Origin of the sequence: Streptomyces sp. CB02980, assembly GCF_014451325.2 — a bacterium.
GTDB lineage: Bacteria > Actinomycetota > Actinomycetes > Streptomycetales > Streptomycetaceae > Streptomyces.
Genome location: NZ_JACSCH020000009.1, coordinates 1 through 16,249, shown reverse-complemented (window position 1 = coordinate 16,249; position 16,249 = coordinate 1). Strand labels below are relative to the sequence as shown.

The window sequence follows — 16,249 nt, the reverse complement described above, 5'->3', positions numbered from 1 at the left end:
GGAATCCGGGGCCTGCGGGGCCGTTCACAGACTGCCTTTAAGGGCGTTTTACGGACCGGCATGGCACACTCCACGACGATGGACATGGCAGGGACGCAGCTGAGGACGCTGCGGGCGGCGTTCTTCACGGCACTGGTCGTGACGCTGTCCGTGGCGTCCCACGTGCTGCTCTCACGCGTGCCGCTGCCGCTCGGGACGATCGTCCCGGTCGCGGTCGGCGTCTTCGCCGTGGCGTACGCCCTGGCGGGCCGCGAGCGGGGCCTCGGCCCGATCGCCGGGCTCCTCGTCCCGCTGGAACTGGCGGCCGACACGCTCTTCACCAGCGGCCAGGCGGTCTGTTACGGCGCCGCCGGCGGCCCGGTCGCCGGATCGCTGCGCGCGGTCGGCGTGGAGGTGTTCTGCGGCGGCGCCGTCGGCACCCCGCTGCCCGGCGTGGCCGCCCCCGAGAGCGGCACGGCCGCCGCGCTCCTCGACTCCCCCGACCCGTCGCTGCCCTGGCTGCTGCTCCTGGCCCATGTGGGCGTCGGGCTCTTCGCCGCGGTCTGGCTGCGCGGCGGGGAGCGGGCGCTCGCCCGGCTGCTCGGCGCGGTGGCGGCCGTCGCGTTCCGACCGCTGCTCCTGGTGGCGGCCCTCTTCCGTACCGGTGGTCCGGCGCCGCGGCGCGCCGGGCGGCCCGCGGGACGGCCCCGGCCCTCCCGTACCCGGCTCCTCACCCACTCCGTGGGACGGCGGGGACCTCCGTGCCCGCGCCTCGCTCTCGTCTGAGCGACGCGCACCCAGGCACGCGGTACCCCTCGATTCCTCACCGTCACGGAGATCACGATCATGAGTGCACGCAACAACCAGGCCAACAAGGCTGCCGCCCGCGAGCGTCTGCGCGTCGAGCGCGAGCGCCAGGCGAAGAAGGACCGGGCCCGCCGGCAGCTCGTCGTCGGCGTCTCGGCCGTGGCCGTCCTGGCCGCCGCCGGCGGCATCGGCTACGCGGTGGTCCAGTCGAACCAGCCCTCCGCATGGGAGTCGGCCGCGAAGGCGACCACCGTGACCGCCCCGAAGAACACCTCGGGCACGAACGGCACGACCGTCGTCGTCGGCAAGCCGGCCGCGAAGAAGACCCTGGAGCTGTACGAGGACTCGCGCTGCCCGGTCTGCGCGACCTTCGAGCAGTCCGTGGGCTCCACGGTCGAGAAGGACGTCGAGGCCGGCAAGTACAAGATCAAGTACGTCGGTGCCACGTTCATCGACGACGCCGCCACGGGCGAGGGCTCGAAGAACGCCCTCTCGGCCCTCGGCGCGGCCCTCGACGTGAGCCCCGATGCCTTCCTGACGTACAAGGCGGCGCTCTACTCGGCGAAGTTCCACCCCGAGGAGAACGACGACAAGTTCGCCAAGGACTCCTACCTCCTGGAGGTGGCGGACTCGGTGCCGGCCCTCAAGGGCAACGCCGCGTTCAAGAAGAACGTCGAGGACGGCACCTTCGACGCCTGGGCGATGAAGATGTCGAAGGCCTTCGACGACAGCGGTGTGAAGGGCACCCCGACGCTGAAGATGGACGGCAAGCCGGTGACGGTGGCGGGCTCCGACAACCCGCCGATGACCGCGCCGGAGTTCAACACGGCGATCGACACGGCCCTCAAGGGCTGACCCGGACCGGACGGAACGGCCTCCTTCGCTCCCTGATCCGCGCCCGCTCGGCGGGTCAGGGGGCGAAGGAGAGCATGCGGGGCTCGTGCTGGGCGTCGTCGCCGCTCAGACCGGCGGGCGTGATCACGAGCCGGTCGCCCACATAGGCGTTCTCCCCGACGACCCCCATCCCGAACTCGGCCTTCGCGGTGGAGGCGGGGAGCCGCAGCACGTCCTTGATGGTGTCCACGCCGCCGGGACCGACCCGGAAGACGCGCCCGGGGGAGTTGAGCGTGCCCAGCTGGTAGACCGTCCCGGTCCTGCCCGGTCCGACGCGCAGGGGGTGGTAGCCGTACGAGGTCTCCCCGGCCTTCACGCCCCAGACCAGCTTCCCGGTGCCGAGGTCGTAGGCGCCGACGCGGTCGGTGCCGCCGAGGAGCACGAGGCCCCCGCCGACGACGGCCTCCCGGCAGGCCTGGGCGTTGCCGCTGGTGTCGACGGAGTCCCCGCAGTGGGTGAATCCCTTGCCCCGGGGGTCGATGGTCCTGCGGACCTTGCCACCGGGCCCGAGGGCGACGACCCGCCAGTCCTTCCCGCTCGTCTCCTTCTTCACGCTGGTGATCACGACCGGGTCGACGGAGAGCACCTGGCCGACCTGCCACCCCGGCGCGGTCCTGAGGCGCCAACGGACCTTGCCCGTCGCCGGGTCGATCTCCCTGAGCTGGCTGTACGCCTTCTCCATCGAGGTGATCGCGCAGTCGGCCACCACCAGCAGCCGGCTGCCGCCGGCCACCCTGCCGGGGTAGCACTTCCCGGGGTTCTCCATGGGGATGTCGTACAGCTTCCTCCCGTCGGCGACCTTGTACGCGGAGGCCTTCAGGCTCTGGACGATCGCGAAGGTGCCCCCGCTCACCGCGCTGTCCACCATGATCGTGTCGTCCCCCGAGCCCGTCTCGGTCAGCTGCTTGTGCCAGCCCGCCCTGCCGGTGCGCAGGTCGATCATCTGGAGCCGGTTGCACCGGGTCCCGGTCCAGGCCTCGACGTTCTTGAGGACGATGACGACCTTGCCGTCGGGGGCCGCGTTGACCGGGGTCTCGCAGACGGGGGTCGGGAGGTCGACGCTCCACAGCTGGGCGCCGTCGCTGAGCCGGTGGGCGACGACCCTCTTGTAGACGGCCTGGACGGCGGTGCCGCCGACGATCCAGAGGTTCTCGGTCGGGATGTTCCGATGGGGCAGGTCGGTGCGGTCGTCGACGATCCAGGCAGCTGCCTCGCCGGCCCGGCGCTGCCGCGCGATCTCCGCGGTGGTGGGGATGCGGGAGGGTGACGGGGTGGGGCTCGCGGTCTTCTCCGGCGGTGCCGTGGTCTTCGGCGGTGCCGTGGTCTTCGGGGCGTCGCTCTCCGATCGGGCGCGGGCCGCTCCGGAGCGCTCACCGAGAAGGTAGGCACCCGAGCCGACGAGCAGCAGCAGCGCGAGGACCGCGGCGACCAGCGGCCAGTGGCGGCGGGGTGGGCGAGGCGGTGGCGGACCGTACCCCTCGGGGGCGTACGGATTGTCCGGCACGGGCCAGGACGGCGGACGGTGCCTGTACCAGGGCTCGTTCGACTGCGACATCCGGTTCCCCCCGTGTCGTGGCGAGCGGCCTCCCCTGGAACTGCCTCACGGAGAGCCGTTCTGATCCCGAGTCAGGTTAGCGACCCCCCGGGAGGCGCCACCGCCGCGGGGTCGGATGCGACCTGGGGGCGACGATCCGGCGAACTTTCCCGCAAGCCCCTCCCCACCCACCGTACCCGCCAGTAATCTGACTGCCCGTGACCAGTCGTTTCATATCCTCCGCCCCCACGCGGCGCACGGTCGTCAAGGCCGCCGCCGTCACCGCCGTCACCGCGCCCGCCCTCCTCGGCGCGGCCACCACGGCCCACGCGAACCCCGGGGCCCCCGCGTTCCTCCACGGCGTCGCCTCCGGCGACCCGCTGCCCGACGGCGTCCTGCTCTGGACGCGCGTCACCCCCACCCCCGAAGCCGTGCCCGGCTCCGGCCTCGGCCCCGACGTCCAGGTCGGCTGGGAACTCGCCGAGGACCGCGGCTTCGCGCGGATCGTGGCCTCCGGCACGACCACGGCGAGCGCCGGCTCCGACCACACGGTGAAGGCGGACGTCCGGGGCCTGCGCCCGGCCACCTCCTACTGGTTCCGCTTCACCGCGGGATCCGCCGTCTCCCCCACCGCGCGCACCCGCACCACGCCGGCCGCCGACGCCGCCGCGCCCGGTGTCCGGTTCGGTGTGGTCTCCTGCGCGAACTGGGAGGCCGGCCACTTCTCCGCGTACCGCCACCTCGCCGCCCGCGCCGACCTGGACGCGATCCTCCACCTCGGCGACTACGTGTACGAGTACGGCAGCGGCACCTACCCGGAGGCGAAGTACACCGTCCGGCAGCACGAGCCGCGCCACGAGATCGTCTCGCTGGCCGACTACCGCACCCGGCACGGCCACTACAAGACGGACGCCGACCTCCAGGCGCTGCACGCGGCCCACCCGGTCATCGCCATCTGGGACGACCACGAGTTCGCCAACGACGCCTGGGAGGGCGGGGCCGAGAACCACACCCCCGGCGCCGAGGGCGACTGGGCGGCCCGGGTCGCCGCGGCCAAGCAGGCCTACTTCGAGTGGATGCCGGTCCGTACGTCCACCGAGGGCACGGTCTTCCGGCGGCTGCGCTTCGGCAAGCTGGCCGATCTGCACCTCCTCGACCTGAGGTCGTTCCGCTCCGCGCCGGCGAAGACCGGCAGCGGTTCGGTCGACGACCCGGCGCGCAGCATCACCGGCCGCGCGCAGCTGGACTGGCTGAAGTCCGGGCTCGCGGGCTCGGACGCGACCTGGCAGCTGGTCGGCACCTCGGTGATGATCTCGCCGATCGCCTTCGGCGCCCTGCCCGCCCACCTCCTGGAGCCGATCGCCGAGCTGATGGGCCTGCCGAAGGAGGGGCTCGCGGTCAACGTCGACCAGTGGGACGGCTACACGGACGACCGCAAGGAGCTGCTCGGGCACCTCAGCTCGCGGGCGATCCGCAACACGGTCTTCCTGACCGGCGACATCCACATGGCCTGGGCCAACGACGTACCGGTGAAGGCGGCGACGTACCCCTTCTCGGCGTCGGCCGCGACCGAGTTCGTGGTCACCTCGGTGACCTCGGACAACCTGGACGACCTGCTGCACGTGGCCCCGGGGACGCTCTCGGTGGTGGCCGCCGGAGCCGTCAAGGCCGCCAACCGGCACGTGAAGTGGGTGGACATGGACCACCACGGCTACGGCGTGCTCGACGTGACCGCCGAGCGCTCGCAGATGGACTACTACACGGTCTCCGACAAGACGGACCCGGCCGCGACGACGTCCTGGGCGCGCTCCTACCGGACGCTGAGCGGAACGCAGCGCGTCGAGCGGGTGTACCAGCCGGTCCGCTGATGTGTACCTGACGGCTCATTAGCGATGCTTTTCAGCCATGATCCCTTCTGTTAACGGGAGATCACATCGCTACGGCGGGTGGCTGGTTTTGGAGATCGAATCCGGACACACCACCCGCCTCCGTCCCCCCAGTTGTTACATCGAGATCTCAAACTCCGGAAGCGGCACAAGATTTTCTTTCTGATGACCCGAATTGCCCCCTGAATGATTGGGCTTGATCACTCCTCAACGGTGGCTGACATGGACGCGTAATCTCCCCGGCGTGGCGGAGGAAGTTCCTCCCCCCACCCCCCACGAGGAGTCACCATGCGTGCTCTTGTCCGCATATCCCCGCGTATGTCACGTCGGATGCTCGGTACGGCCGTCATGGCCGGAACCCTGGCCCTTGCCCCGCTCTCCGCCCCGGTCGCGAGCGGCACCACCACCGCCACCCTGGCCGGTGCCTCCGCCGAGGAGTGCGCCGACGACGCCGGCGCCCTCTCCGGCGCCCGCAAGGCGCGCGGCGCCGACGGCCACGCCGCCGAGCCGAACGAGGTCACGGCCGCCAAGGCCTCGGCCATGGACGCCGATTTCAAGAAGAAGCTGTCCGCCGCCCGTTCCGAGGCCCGCCTCAGCGGCTCCGCCGGCAGAGCCGCCGCGGTGGTGAACATCCCCGTCTACTTCCACGTCATCCACTCCGGTACGACGGGCAAGCTCTCCGCGACCGCGATCACCAACCAGATGAACGTCCTGAACGCGGCCTACGCGGGCCAGGGCACCGGCAACGTGAACTCCAACTTCCAGTTCACCCTGGCCGGTACCGACTACACGGACAACGCGTCCTGGTACAACCTGTCCTCCGGCTCCACCGCCGAGAAGCAGATGAAGCAGACCCTCCGCAAGGGCGGCGCGGGCGCGCTGAACTTCTACACCGCCAACCTGGGCGGCGGCCTCCTCGGCTGGGCGACCTTCCCGTCCTCGTACGCCTCGCAGCCGTCCATGGACGGGGTCGTCGTCCTCGACGCCTCCCTCCCGGGCGGCTCCGCGGCCAACTACAACCAGGGCGACACCGCCACCCACGAGGTCGGCCACTGGATGGGCCTCTACCACACCTTCCAGGGCGGCTGCAGCGGCAGCGGTGACGGCGTGGCCGACACCCCGGCCGAGAAGAGCCCCGCCTACGAGTGCCCGACCGGCCGTGACACCTGCACCAACAAGGCCGGTGTGGACCCGATCCACAACTTCATGGACTACACGTACGACGCCTGCATGTACCAGTTCACCTCGGGCCAGGTGACCCGGATGAACGACTACTGGACGGCGTACCGCGCCTGATCCGGCCGAACACGCGTGTGGCCCCCGGGGAACTCCCCCGGGGGCCACACCCGTTCACCGCGGTCCTACAGGCTGTCCAGGAAGGCCAGCGCCACCGACCACGTCCGCTCGGCCGACTCCTCGTCCCAGTCGGGCAGCTCCGGGTCCGTGTACACGTGCCCCGCGCCCGGGTAGCGGTAGATCTCCACGTCCGCCCCGGCCTTGCGCATCTGCAGGTACCAGGAGGACAGCCAGTCGTGCGTCTCGAACGGGTCGGGATCGGCCACGTGCAGCTGCACGGGCAGCTCGTCCACCACGGCCGACTCCGCGAGGTCCGAGGTGCCGTGGAACAGCAGCAGCCCGCGCGCCTTCTCGTCGCCGAGCGCCAGGGTCTGCGCGATCGAGGCCCCGAGGGAGAGGCCCATGTAGACCAGACCGCGCTCGGAGTACGGGGCGGCGGCCAGGACCGCCCGCTTCAGCAGCTCGTCCTTGCCGATCTCGTCCCGGAGCTCCACGCCCTCCTCCACGCTCCCGACCGTCCGGCCCCCGTAGAGGTCCGGGGTCCAGACCTGGTGCCCGGCGGCGCGGAGCCGCTCGGCAGCGGCCTCGACGGAAGGGGTCAGCCCGTAGGCCGAGTGGAAGAGCATGATGTCCATGCGTCCCATCCTGCCACCCGCTCCACGGGACTCCGGCCGCACCGCCCGCCGCGGCGCCCCCGCCTCCCCACCTGCCGCCAGGCGCCGGAACCCCGCCTCCCACCTGCCGCCGGCCACCCCCTCACCGCATGCTGCGCACGTCCAGCTGGCGCAGCACCCGGTCCACCACCTCCGGGTCGGCGCCCGGCTCGCTGCGGGCCGAGAGCACCTCGTGCCGGGCGGCCGACATCAGCTCCCGCTGGATCCGCTGCACCGCCTTGAAGCGCTTCGTCCGCTCGACGAACGCGGCCCGCCGCTCCTCGTCGACCATGTCAGGACTGATCCGCGCCCCGATGTCGTACGCCCCGCGCAGCAGCCGCTCCTGGACCTCCTCGGGCAGCTCCTCGACCTCCTCGATCTCCTTGAGCCTGCGCCTGGCCGCCTTCGCGGCCCGGATGGCGAGATCCCGCTCCAGGATCCGCTCGGCGTCCGCGTCGGCCCGTACGCCGAGCCGCTTCACCAGCCAGGGCAGGGTGAGCCCCTGGACGACGAGCGTGGCGATGATCACACAGAAGGCGATGAAGACGATCTCGTCGCGGCCGGGGAAGGGCGCGCCGTCGTCGGTGCGGAGCGGGATGGCGAGCGCGAGCGCCACCGAGGCCACGCCGCGCATCCCCGCCCACCACATGACGATGGTCTCCCGCCAGCTGGTCGGGATCTCCTCGTCGACGTCCCGGCGGGTGTGCAGCCGTTTCGCCAGCCAGGTCGCCGGCAGCAGCCACAGCAGCCGGACGCCGACGACCACCCCGACGACGGCGGCTCCCCAGCCGAGCATCTCCCAGCCGCGCCCCTCGGCCACCCCGAAGACATGCACGAGTTCGAGGCCGATGAGGCCGAAGGCGATGCCGGTGACGAGGGTGTCGACGATCTGCCAGAAGGTCTGCCCGGCGAGCCGGCCCATCACGTCGTCGGCGTCGGCCGCGTGCTCGGCGAGGAAGAGGGCGGTGACCAGGACGGCGAGGACGCCGGAGCCGTGCAGCTCCTCGGCGAGGACGTAGCTCACGAAGGGCACGAGGAGGGTGAGGCCGGTCTGGAGGGTGGCGTCGCCTAGCAGCCCGATGAGCTTGTTGGCGAGCCAGCCGAGCGCCAGACCGACGGCCACCGCGACCACCGCGGAGAGGACGAACTCGCCGAGCGCGTCGGGCCAGGAGAAGGAGCCGCTGACCGCGGCGGCGATGGCCACGTGGTACAGCACGATCGCGGTGACGTCGTTGAAGAGCCCCTCGCCCTCCAGGATCGACACCAGCCGCCGCGGCAGCCCCAGCGAGCCGGCGACGGCGGTCGCCGCGACCGGGTCGGGCGGGGCGACGAGGGCGCCGAGCGCGATCGCGGCGGCCAGCGGAAGACCGGGCACGAGGGCGCTGGCGACGGCGCCGACGGCGGCCGTGGTGACGAACACGAGGGCGACCGCGAGCAGGAAGATCGGCCGCCTGTTGGCCGCGAACTGACGCCAGGAGGTCCGCTGCACCGAGGCGTAGAGCAGCGGTGGCAGCACCAGCGGAAGGATGAACTCCGGTGGCACCTCGACGTTCGGTACGAAGGGCAGGACGGCCAGCCCGATTCCGATGAGGGTCATCAGGACGGGCGCGGGCAGTCCGAGCCGCTCGCCGAGGGGGACCGTGAGCAGCGCGCCGAGCAGCAGCAAGAACAACAGGGCCAATTGATCCACGGACACACCCTGTCACGTATGTCCGATTTAACGGCGACTGCCCCCTGTGTGCGCCCGCTCGCGGCGGGTGTGGCAGGGGGCGGTCGAGCACTCCTGGTGCGGCGCGGGCCCTACAGAGCCCTACGCATGGCCCGGTGCGGCATGTCCGCGTCCGGGAACTCGGGGCCGTACGCCTCGTAGCCGAGCCGCTCGTAGAAACCGAGCGCGTGGGTCTGCGCATGCAGGTCGACGGCGGTCAGACCGCGCTCGCGCGCCACGTCCTCGATGCCCCGCACGAGCGCCGCGCCGACACCGAGGCCGCGCGCGGCCTGGGACACCGCGAGCCGGCCGAGCGAGCCCACCGTGGCGCCGGCGCCGGTCTTGCCGACCGCGTCCGCCCCGAGGAGCAGCCGGCCGGTGCCCAGCGGCAGCCCGTCCTCGCGCACGGCGAGCACGTGCACCGCGGTGGTGTCGTACGTGTCGTACTCCAGCTCCTGCGGAACGCCCTGCTCCACCACGAAGACCTCGCGGCGGACCGCGAAGCAGGCCTCCCGGTCCTCGGCGCCGAGCGCCTCACGGACGCTGTACGCGCTGCTCACTGGCTCTCCGACGCGATCCGGTCCAGGGCCTTCTGGAGGTCCTCGGGGTACGTGCTGGCGAACTCGGCCCACGAGCCGTCGCCCGGGTGCTCGAAGCCCAGCCGGACGGCGTGCAGCCACTGCCGGGTCAGACCGAGGCGCTTGGCGATCGTCGGGTCGGCGCCGTACGTGAGGTCACCGACGCAGGGGTGGCGGTGGGCGGACATGTGCACCCGGATCTGGTGGGTGCGGCCCGTCTCCAGCTTGATGTCGAGCAGCGACGCCGAGCGGTACGCCTCGATGAGGTCGTAGTGCGTGACGGACGCCTTGCCGTCGGCGGTGACCGCCCACTTGTAGTCGTGGTTCGGGTGCCGGCCGATGGGGGCGTCGATGGTGCCGCTCATCGGGTCGGGGTGGCCCTGCACCAGCGCGTGGTAGCGCTTGTCGACCGTGCGCTCCTTGAACTGGCGCTTGAGCGAGGTGTACGCGTACTCCGACTTGGCGACCACCATCAGACCGGAGGTGCCGACGTCGAGGCGGTGCACGATGCCCTGGCGCTCGGCGGCGCCGGAGGTGGAGATGCGGTACCCGGCGGCGGCGAGGCCGCCGATGACCGTGGTGCCGGTCCAGCCGGGGCTGGGGTGCGCGGCCACACCGATCGGCTTCATGATCACGACGATGTCGTCGTCGTCGTGGACGATCTCCATGCCCTCGACGGGCTCGGCGACGATCTGCACGGGCGCGGCCGCGCCCGGCATCTCGACCTCGAGCCACGCGCCACCGCTCACCCGCTCGGACTTGCCGACGACGGAGCCGTCGACCTGGACCTTCCCTGCGGCGGCCAGCTCGGCCGCCTTCGTACGGGAGAACCCGAACATACGGGCGATGGCGGCGTCGACGCGCTCGCCCTCCAGGCCATCGGGAACGGGCAGCGTGCGGATCTCGGGACTCGTACTCACTCGTCGAGTATGCCTTGCCCCGAGGTGCTCGGGTCTCGCGGCCGGATCGGCTCAGTCCTTGTGGACGGTGCCGTCGGGGTCCAGACCCCGGAACGACAGGATCACGATGAGGATGCCGCCGCAGACGATCGCCGAGTCGGCGAGGTTGAAGACGGCGAAGTGCGCGGGGGCGATGAAGTCGACGACCGCGCCCTCGAAGACGCCCGGGGAGCGGAAGATCCGGTCCGTGAGGTTGCCCAGCGCGCCGCCGAGCAGCAGACCGAGCGCGATCGCCCAGGGCAGGCTGTAGAGCTTCCGCGCCAGCCGGATGATCACGACGATCACGGCGGCCGCGATGCAGGTGAAGATGATCGTGAAGGCCTCGCCCATGCCGAACGCCGCACCCGGGTTCCGGATGGCGTCGAAGCGCAGCAGGTCACCGACGACCTGGATCGGCTCATGGCCCTCCAGCCTGGCGACCACGAGCATCTTGCTGCCCAGGTCGAGCAGGTAGGCGAGGACGGCCACGACGAACAGGGCGAGGATCCTGCGCCTGCCCTTCGGCCGCTCCTCGGGAGCGGCCGGACCGTCGTCGGGCGTGGCCCTGCCGTCGGCGGCCACCGTCTCGTCGGAGGCGGCCGGCTCCTCGGCCCCTGCTGAATCCGGCGTACCGATGATGCGCTCCGCCTCTGCCACGTGAGTGAGTCCCTCGACCTCGATGCCTGACCGTGCACCGAGGGTACGGCACAGGCGTACGAGACCGGCAGCCGAGATCACCGGCCGCGCGGCGTCCGGCCGGCGGCCGCGCGGCCGCCGTTCGTCACCCGCTCCGCTCCCGGCCGCGGCCCGCCCTTCACCGTCGGCCGCGCCGCCCTCCACCGTCAGCCGCGCCGCCTTCCGCCGTCAGCCGCGCCGCTCCTGCCGCTGCTTGTCCTCGACGCAGAGCGTGGCCCGGGGGAAGGCCTGCATCCGCGCCTTGCCGATCGGCTTCCCGCACACCTCGCAGAGGCCGTACGTGCCCGCGTCGAGCCGTTCCAGGGCGTGCTCGGTCTGTTCCAGCATCTCCCGGGCGTTGGCGGCCAGGGCGAGCTCGTGCTCGCGGGTGATGTTCTTGGTGCCGGTGTCGGCCTGGTCGTCGCCTGCGCCGTCGCCCGAGTCCCGCATGAGGCCGGTGAGCTCCTCCTGGGAGTGCGCGAGCTCGCTGCGGAGCCGCAGCACCTCGGACTGGAGCTCGTTGCGGGCCTCGGTGACCTCGGCCGGGGTCCACGGATCCTCCCCGGGACGTACGGCGAGCTCGCCGGTCCGGGCGGGAGGCACGGCGGCCTCGTCCCCGGCGGTCGTGACGCCACCCGCGGTCTTCTTCGCTGCCACCGTCCTGGCTCCTGTCTGCTTCTTCGCGGCGGGCGCCGTGGCAGCCGCCTTCTTCGCCGCGGCCTTCTTGGCGGGCGTCTTCCTGGCGGTGGCCTTCGGGGCAACCGTCTCCTCGGCGACCGCCTCCTCCCCCGCGGTCTTCTTCACGGCGGTCTTCTTCACGGCGGCCTTCTTCGCGGTGTTCTTCTTCGTGGTGGTCCTCTTCGCGACCGTCGGCGGCTCCGCGACCGTCGTCTTCTTCCCGGCCACGTCCTTGGCGCCCTCCGCCGAACCGGTGGAACCGGCGGCCGAGGGCTTCTTCGCGGCGGTCTTCTTCGCCACCATGTCGCGGCCCCTTCACATTTTGTGATCTTGCTCGCGAATCGTGCTGGGACGATAAATCGGCCCAAGGCCCGCGGCAACGGGGCACGCCGCCGTTCCCACCCGCCCCCGCACCCCTCGGGGCAGGCCTGCCTCCGTTGTGCCCAGCTCCCCGCCGGGTAATCCGTCCCGCCCCTCCCCCACATGGCCGCACCCCAAGTCCGCACCGCCCCGTATGGCCATTCGGGTCACGGGAAAACCGGTCTGCCGCCCCGCCCCGGGGCCCGTACACTGGTCCTGGCGAAAGGCTTGGATGGGGACGAGTAGCGTCGTACGCAGCCATGAGCGACCCGGGGACGGTGAGAGCCCGGGGGCGAGCCCGATGTGAAGCATCACCCCGGAGCCGTCGGAAGAAAGCCGCAGGGCACTGCGGTGACTAGACCCGGCGTCGCGACCCCAATGAGGGGGCTCAGGGCGTGCGTGCCCCGGGCCAAGGAGGGTGGTACCGCGGGAGCAGCGCTCTCGTCCCTCCGACGGAACGACGACAGTCCGCCGGAGGAACTCGATGACACCGCCGCAGTACCGCCAGGTGCCCGCCCAGGTAGACCTGCCCGCGATGGAGCACGCCGTGCTCGATCTCTGGCACGAGAACAAGGTCTTCGCCAAGACCCTCGAACAGTCCGAGGGACGCCCCGAGTGGGTGTTCTACGAGGGCCCGCCGACCGCCAACGGCATGCCGGGCGCGCACCACATCGAGGCCCGCGTCTTCAAGGACGTCTTCCCCCGCTTCCGGACCATGCGCGGCTACCACGTCGCCCGCAAGGCCGGCTGGGACTGCCACGGCCTCCCGGTCGAGCTCGCCGTCGAGAAGGAGCTCGGCTTCGCCGGCAAGAAGGACATCGAGGACTACGGCATCGCCGAGTTCAACGACAAGTGCCGCGAGTCCGTGACCCGGCACACCGACGCGTTCGCCGAGCTCACGACCCGCATGGGCTACTGGGTCGACCTGGACGACGCGTACCGGACGATGGACCCCTCGTACATCGAGTCGGTCTGGTGGTCGCTGAAGCAGATCTTCGACAAGGACCTGCTCGTCCAGGACCACCGGGTCGCCCCCTGGTGCCCGCGCTGCGGCACCGGCCTCTCCGACCACGAGCTGGCCCAGGGCTACGAGACGGTCGTCGACCCCTCGGTCTACGTCCGCTTCCCGCTGACCTCCGGCCCGCTGGCCGGCAAGGCGGCGCTCCTGGTCTGGACGACGACCCCGTGGACCCTGGTGTCCAACACCGCGGTCGCCGCCCACCCCGAGGTCACCTACGTCGTCGCCACCGACGGCGACGAGCGGGTCGTCGTCGCCCAGCCGCTGGTCGAGAAGGCCCTCGGCGAGGGCTGGGTCACCACGGGCGAGTCCTTCACCGGCGCCGAGATGGAGCGCTGGACCTACCAGCGCCCCTTCGAGCTGGTCGAGTTCCCCGAGCCGGCCCACTACGTCGTGAACGCCGAGTACGTGACGACCGAGGACGGTACGGGTCTGGTCCACCAGTCCCCCGCCTTCGGTGAGGACGACCTCAAGGTCTGCAAGGCGTACGGCCTGCCGGTCGTGAACCCGGTCCGCCCCGACGGCACCTTCGAGGAGGACGTGCCGCTGGTCGGCGGCGTCTTCTTCAAGAAGGCCGACGAGGCGCTCACCGCCGACCTGGACGCGCGCGGGCTGCTCTTCCGGCACATCGCGTACGAGCACAGCTACCCGCACTGCTGGCGCTGCCACACGGCGCTGCTGTACTACGCGCAGCCGTCCTGGTACATCCGCACGACCGCGGTCAAGGACCGCATGCTCGCGGAGAACGAGCGGACGAACTGGTTCCCGGACTCGGTCAAGCACGGCCGCTTCGGCGACTGGCTGACCAACAACGTCGACTGGGCGCTCTCCCGGAACCGCTACTGGGGCACCCCGCTGCCGATCTGGCGCTGCGAGGACGGCCACCTGACCTGTGTGGGCTCGCGCGCCGAGCTGACCGAGCTGACCGGCACGGACCAGTCGCAGCTCGACCCGCACCGCCCGTACATCGACGCGGTGACGTTCGGCTGCCCGACGGAGGGCTGCGCGCTGGAGTCCACCCGCGTCTCCGAGGTCATCGACGCCTGGTACGACTCGGGCTCGATGCCGTTCGCGCAGTACGGCTACCCGCACGAGAACAAGGAACTCTTCGAGTCCCGCTACCCGGCGCAGTTCATCAGCGAGGCGATCGACCAGACGCGAGGCTGGTTCTACACGCTGATGGCCGTCGGCACGCTGGTCTTCGACAAGTCGTCCTACGAGAACGTGGTCTGCCTGGGCCACATCCTCGCCGAGGACGGCCGCAAGATGTCCAAGCACCTGGGCAACACCCTGGAGCCGATCGCGCTGATGGACCAGCACGGCGCCGACGCGGTCCGCTGGTTCATGGCGGCCGGCGGCTCGCCGTGGGCGGCGCGCCGGGTGGGCCACGGCACGATCCAGGAGGTCGTCCGCAAGACCCTCCTGACGTACTGGAACACGGTGGCCTTCCAGGCGCTGTACGCCCGTACGTCCGGCTGGGCCCCCTCGGCCGCGGACCCGGCCCCGGCCGACCGCACGGTCCTCGACAAGTGGCTGCTCTCCGAGCTGAACACGCTGGTCGCCGAGACGACCGAGGCGATGGAGTCGTACGACACCCAGCGCACCGGCAAGCTGATCTCGGCCTTCGTCGACGATCTCTCCAACTGGTACGTGCGCCGCTCGCGCCGCCGCTTCTGGCAGGGCGACAAGGCGGCCCTCCGCACCCTCCACGACGTGGTGGAGACGGTCACGCGCCTGATGGCCCCGCTGACCCCGTTCATCACCGAGCGGGTCTGGCAGGACCTGGTGGTGCCGGTGTCGCCGGACGCCCCCGAGTCGGTCCACCTGGCGACGTGGCCGGAGGCGGACACGACGGCGATCGACAAGACGCTCTCGGAGCAGATGCTCCTCGTCCGGCGTCTGGTGGAGCTGGGCCGGGCGACGCGCGCGGAGTCGGGCGTGAAGACCCGCCAGCCGCTCTCCCGGGCCCTGGTGGCGGCGACGGGCTTCGCGGCCCTCTCCGCGGACCTCCAGGCCCAGATCACGGAGGAGCTGAACGTCTCGTCCCTGGCCTCCCTCTCCGAGGTGGGCGGCTCGCTGGTGGACACCACCGCGAAGGCGAACTTCCGCTCCCTGGGCAAGCGCTTCGGCAAGGGCGTCCAGGACGTGGCGAAGGCGGTGGCGGCGGCGGACGCGGCGGCGCTGTCCCTGGCGCTCCGGTCGGGCGAGGCGACCCTGTCGGTGAACGGCGAGGACATCACCGTCACCCCCGAGGAGGTCATCATCACGGAGACCCCCCGCGAGGGCTGGTCGGTGGCCTCGGACGCGGGCGCGACGGTCGCCCTGGACCTGGAGATCACCCCGGAGCTCCGCAAGGCGGGCCTGGCGCGTGACGCGATCCGCCTGATCCAGGAGGCCCGCAAGAACAGCGGCCTGGACGTGGCCGACCGGATCGCCCTGCGCTGGGTGACGGACTCCCCGGAGACGGCGGAGGCGCTGACGGCTCACGCGGGCCTGATCGCTGACGAGGTCCTGGCCACGGACCACGCCCAGGGCGAGGCGGACGCCACGTTCGGCGCCCCGTTCACGGACGAGTCCCTGAACCTGACGTTCCGCCTCCGCAAGGCCTGATCGGTACGCGATGGGCCCGGCACCACCCCTGGCGCCGGGCCCATCGCCATACCCCCGGCCCCGCCGCGCCGAAGCCCACCCGCCCACCCGATTGCAGCCATCCACTCCCCTGCGCGGCGCCCACCGCCACCCCGTTGCAACCACCCGCTCCGCCGGCACAGCCCCCGCCGCCGCCCTCGATGCGGCCATCCCTTCCGCCGGCGCGGTGCCCACCCCCGCACCCGCCACCCAACGTTGCGGCCATCCCTTCCACCGGCGCAGTACCCACCCCCGCCCGCCGCCCACCTCGTTGTGGGCAGTTGTTCCGCTGGGGCGGAACGGGTGGGCACAACGGAACGGCGCCCCGTGCCGGGCCTAGGCTTCCGCGCCCTGACCCGCACCCCTAGTGCACCGACCTTGGGCGCGGGTCCAGGCACAAGGGGCGGAGGCGCCCGCAAAGGGCGCCGTCCCGTGTGCCCACCCGTCCCGCCCCAGCGGGACGATTGCCCACACGGAGGTGGGCGGGATGGCGGGCACAGCCCGCACGGCGGGTGGCGAGGGCGCGGGCGCAGCCCGGGTGAGGGTGCGGTGGCGGGCGCAGCCCGGCAGAGGGTGCGGTGGCGGGCGCAGCCCGGCAGAGGGTGCGGTGGCGGGCG

Annotated in this window: 12 protein-coding genes; 5 read left to right on the top strand and 7 right to left on the bottom strand. The window is 71.8% G+C overall.

What is annotated here, in order from left to right; all coding sequences use genetic code 11:
* Nucleotides 1–78 precede the first annotated feature (78 nt).
* Nucleotides 79–765, top strand: a complete 687-nt coding sequence (locus tag E0F75_RS19835) for a hypothetical protein (RefSeq protein ID WP_187624124.1) — start codon at nucleotides 79–81, stop codon at nucleotides 763–765.
* 60 nt (nucleotides 766–825) lie between these two features.
* Complete coding sequence (locus E0F75_RS19830; protein WP_187623877.1) at nucleotides 826–1,641, top strand: DsbA family protein; 816 nt, start codon at nucleotides 826–828, stop codon at nucleotides 1,639–1,641.
* A 55-nt stretch (nucleotides 1,642–1,696) separates the two neighbouring features.
* On the opposite strand, the gene E0F75_RS19825 is transcribed toward E0F75_RS19830, so the two are convergent.
* Nucleotides 1,697–3,235, bottom strand: coding sequence for a PQQ-binding-like beta-propeller repeat protein (locus E0F75_RS19825; protein WP_229312744.1), 1,539 nt, complete (start codon nucleotides 3,233–3,235; stop codon nucleotides 1,697–1,699).
* A gap of 197 nt (nucleotides 3,236–3,432) precedes the next feature.
* Here E0F75_RS19825 and E0F75_RS19820 point away from each other — a divergent pair, with 197 nt between their 5' ends.
* Together E0F75_RS19820 and E0F75_RS19815 are read left to right on the top strand one after the other, a co-directional pair.
* Complete coding sequence (locus E0F75_RS19820) at nucleotides 3,433–5,082, top strand: alkaline phosphatase (RefSeq protein ID WP_187623876.1); 1,650 nt, start codon at nucleotides 3,433–3,435, stop codon at nucleotides 5,080–5,082.
* A 336-nt stretch (nucleotides 5,083–5,418) separates the two neighbouring features.
* A complete protein-coding gene (locus E0F75_RS19815; protein WP_229312743.1) occupies nucleotides 5,419–6,396 on the top strand; it encodes a zinc metalloprotease in 978 nt (325 codons plus the stop codon).
* A 65-nt stretch (nucleotides 6,397–6,461) separates the two neighbouring features.
* Here E0F75_RS19815 and E0F75_RS19810 read toward each other — a convergent pair whose 3' ends face one another.
* From E0F75_RS19810 to E0F75_RS19785, 6 genes are all read right to left on the bottom strand, one after another.
* Nucleotides 6,462–7,031, bottom strand: coding sequence for a dienelactone hydrolase family protein (locus E0F75_RS19810; RefSeq protein ID WP_187623875.1), 570 nt, complete (start codon nucleotides 7,029–7,031; stop codon nucleotides 6,462–6,464).
* Nucleotides 7,032–7,152: 121 nt separating this feature from the next.
* On the bottom strand, nucleotides 7,153–8,739 hold the full coding sequence (locus E0F75_RS19805; RefSeq protein ID WP_187623874.1) for a Na+/H+ antiporter: 1,587 nt from the start codon (nucleotides 8,737–8,739) through the stop codon (nucleotides 7,153–7,155).
* A gap of 110 nt (nucleotides 8,740–8,849) precedes the next feature.
* On the bottom strand, nucleotides 8,850–9,317 hold the full coding sequence (locus E0F75_RS19800; RefSeq protein WP_187623873.1) for a GNAT family N-acetyltransferase: 468 nt from the start codon (nucleotides 9,315–9,317) through the stop codon (nucleotides 8,850–8,852).
* Complete coding sequence (locus E0F75_RS19795; RefSeq protein WP_187623872.1) at nucleotides 9,314–10,255, bottom strand: RluA family pseudouridine synthase; 942 nt, start codon at nucleotides 10,253–10,255, stop codon at nucleotides 9,314–9,316. Before E0F75_RS19795 ends, E0F75_RS19800 begins: the two co-directional genes overlap by 4 nt.
* Before the next feature lie 51 nt (nucleotides 10,256–10,306).
* Entirely contained in the window at nucleotides 10,307–10,930 is a 624-nt protein-coding gene (gene lspA, locus E0F75_RS19790; protein WP_187623871.1) for a signal peptidase II, read from the bottom strand.
* Nucleotides 10,931–11,137: 207 nt separating this feature from the next.
* A complete protein-coding gene (locus E0F75_RS19785; RefSeq protein ID WP_187623870.1) occupies nucleotides 11,138–11,929 on the bottom strand; it encodes a histone H1-like repetitive region-containing protein in 792 nt (263 codons plus the stop codon).
* Between the two features lie 541 nt (nucleotides 11,930–12,470).
* Between E0F75_RS19785 and ileS the strand changes: the two genes are divergently transcribed.
* Nucleotides 12,471–15,614: an isoleucine--tRNA ligase gene (gene ileS / locus E0F75_RS19780; RefSeq protein WP_187623869.1), complete on the top strand. Its 3,144-nt coding sequence runs from the start codon at nucleotides 12,471–12,473 to the stop codon at nucleotides 15,612–15,614.
* Nucleotides 15,615–16,249: the final 635 nt, after the last annotated feature.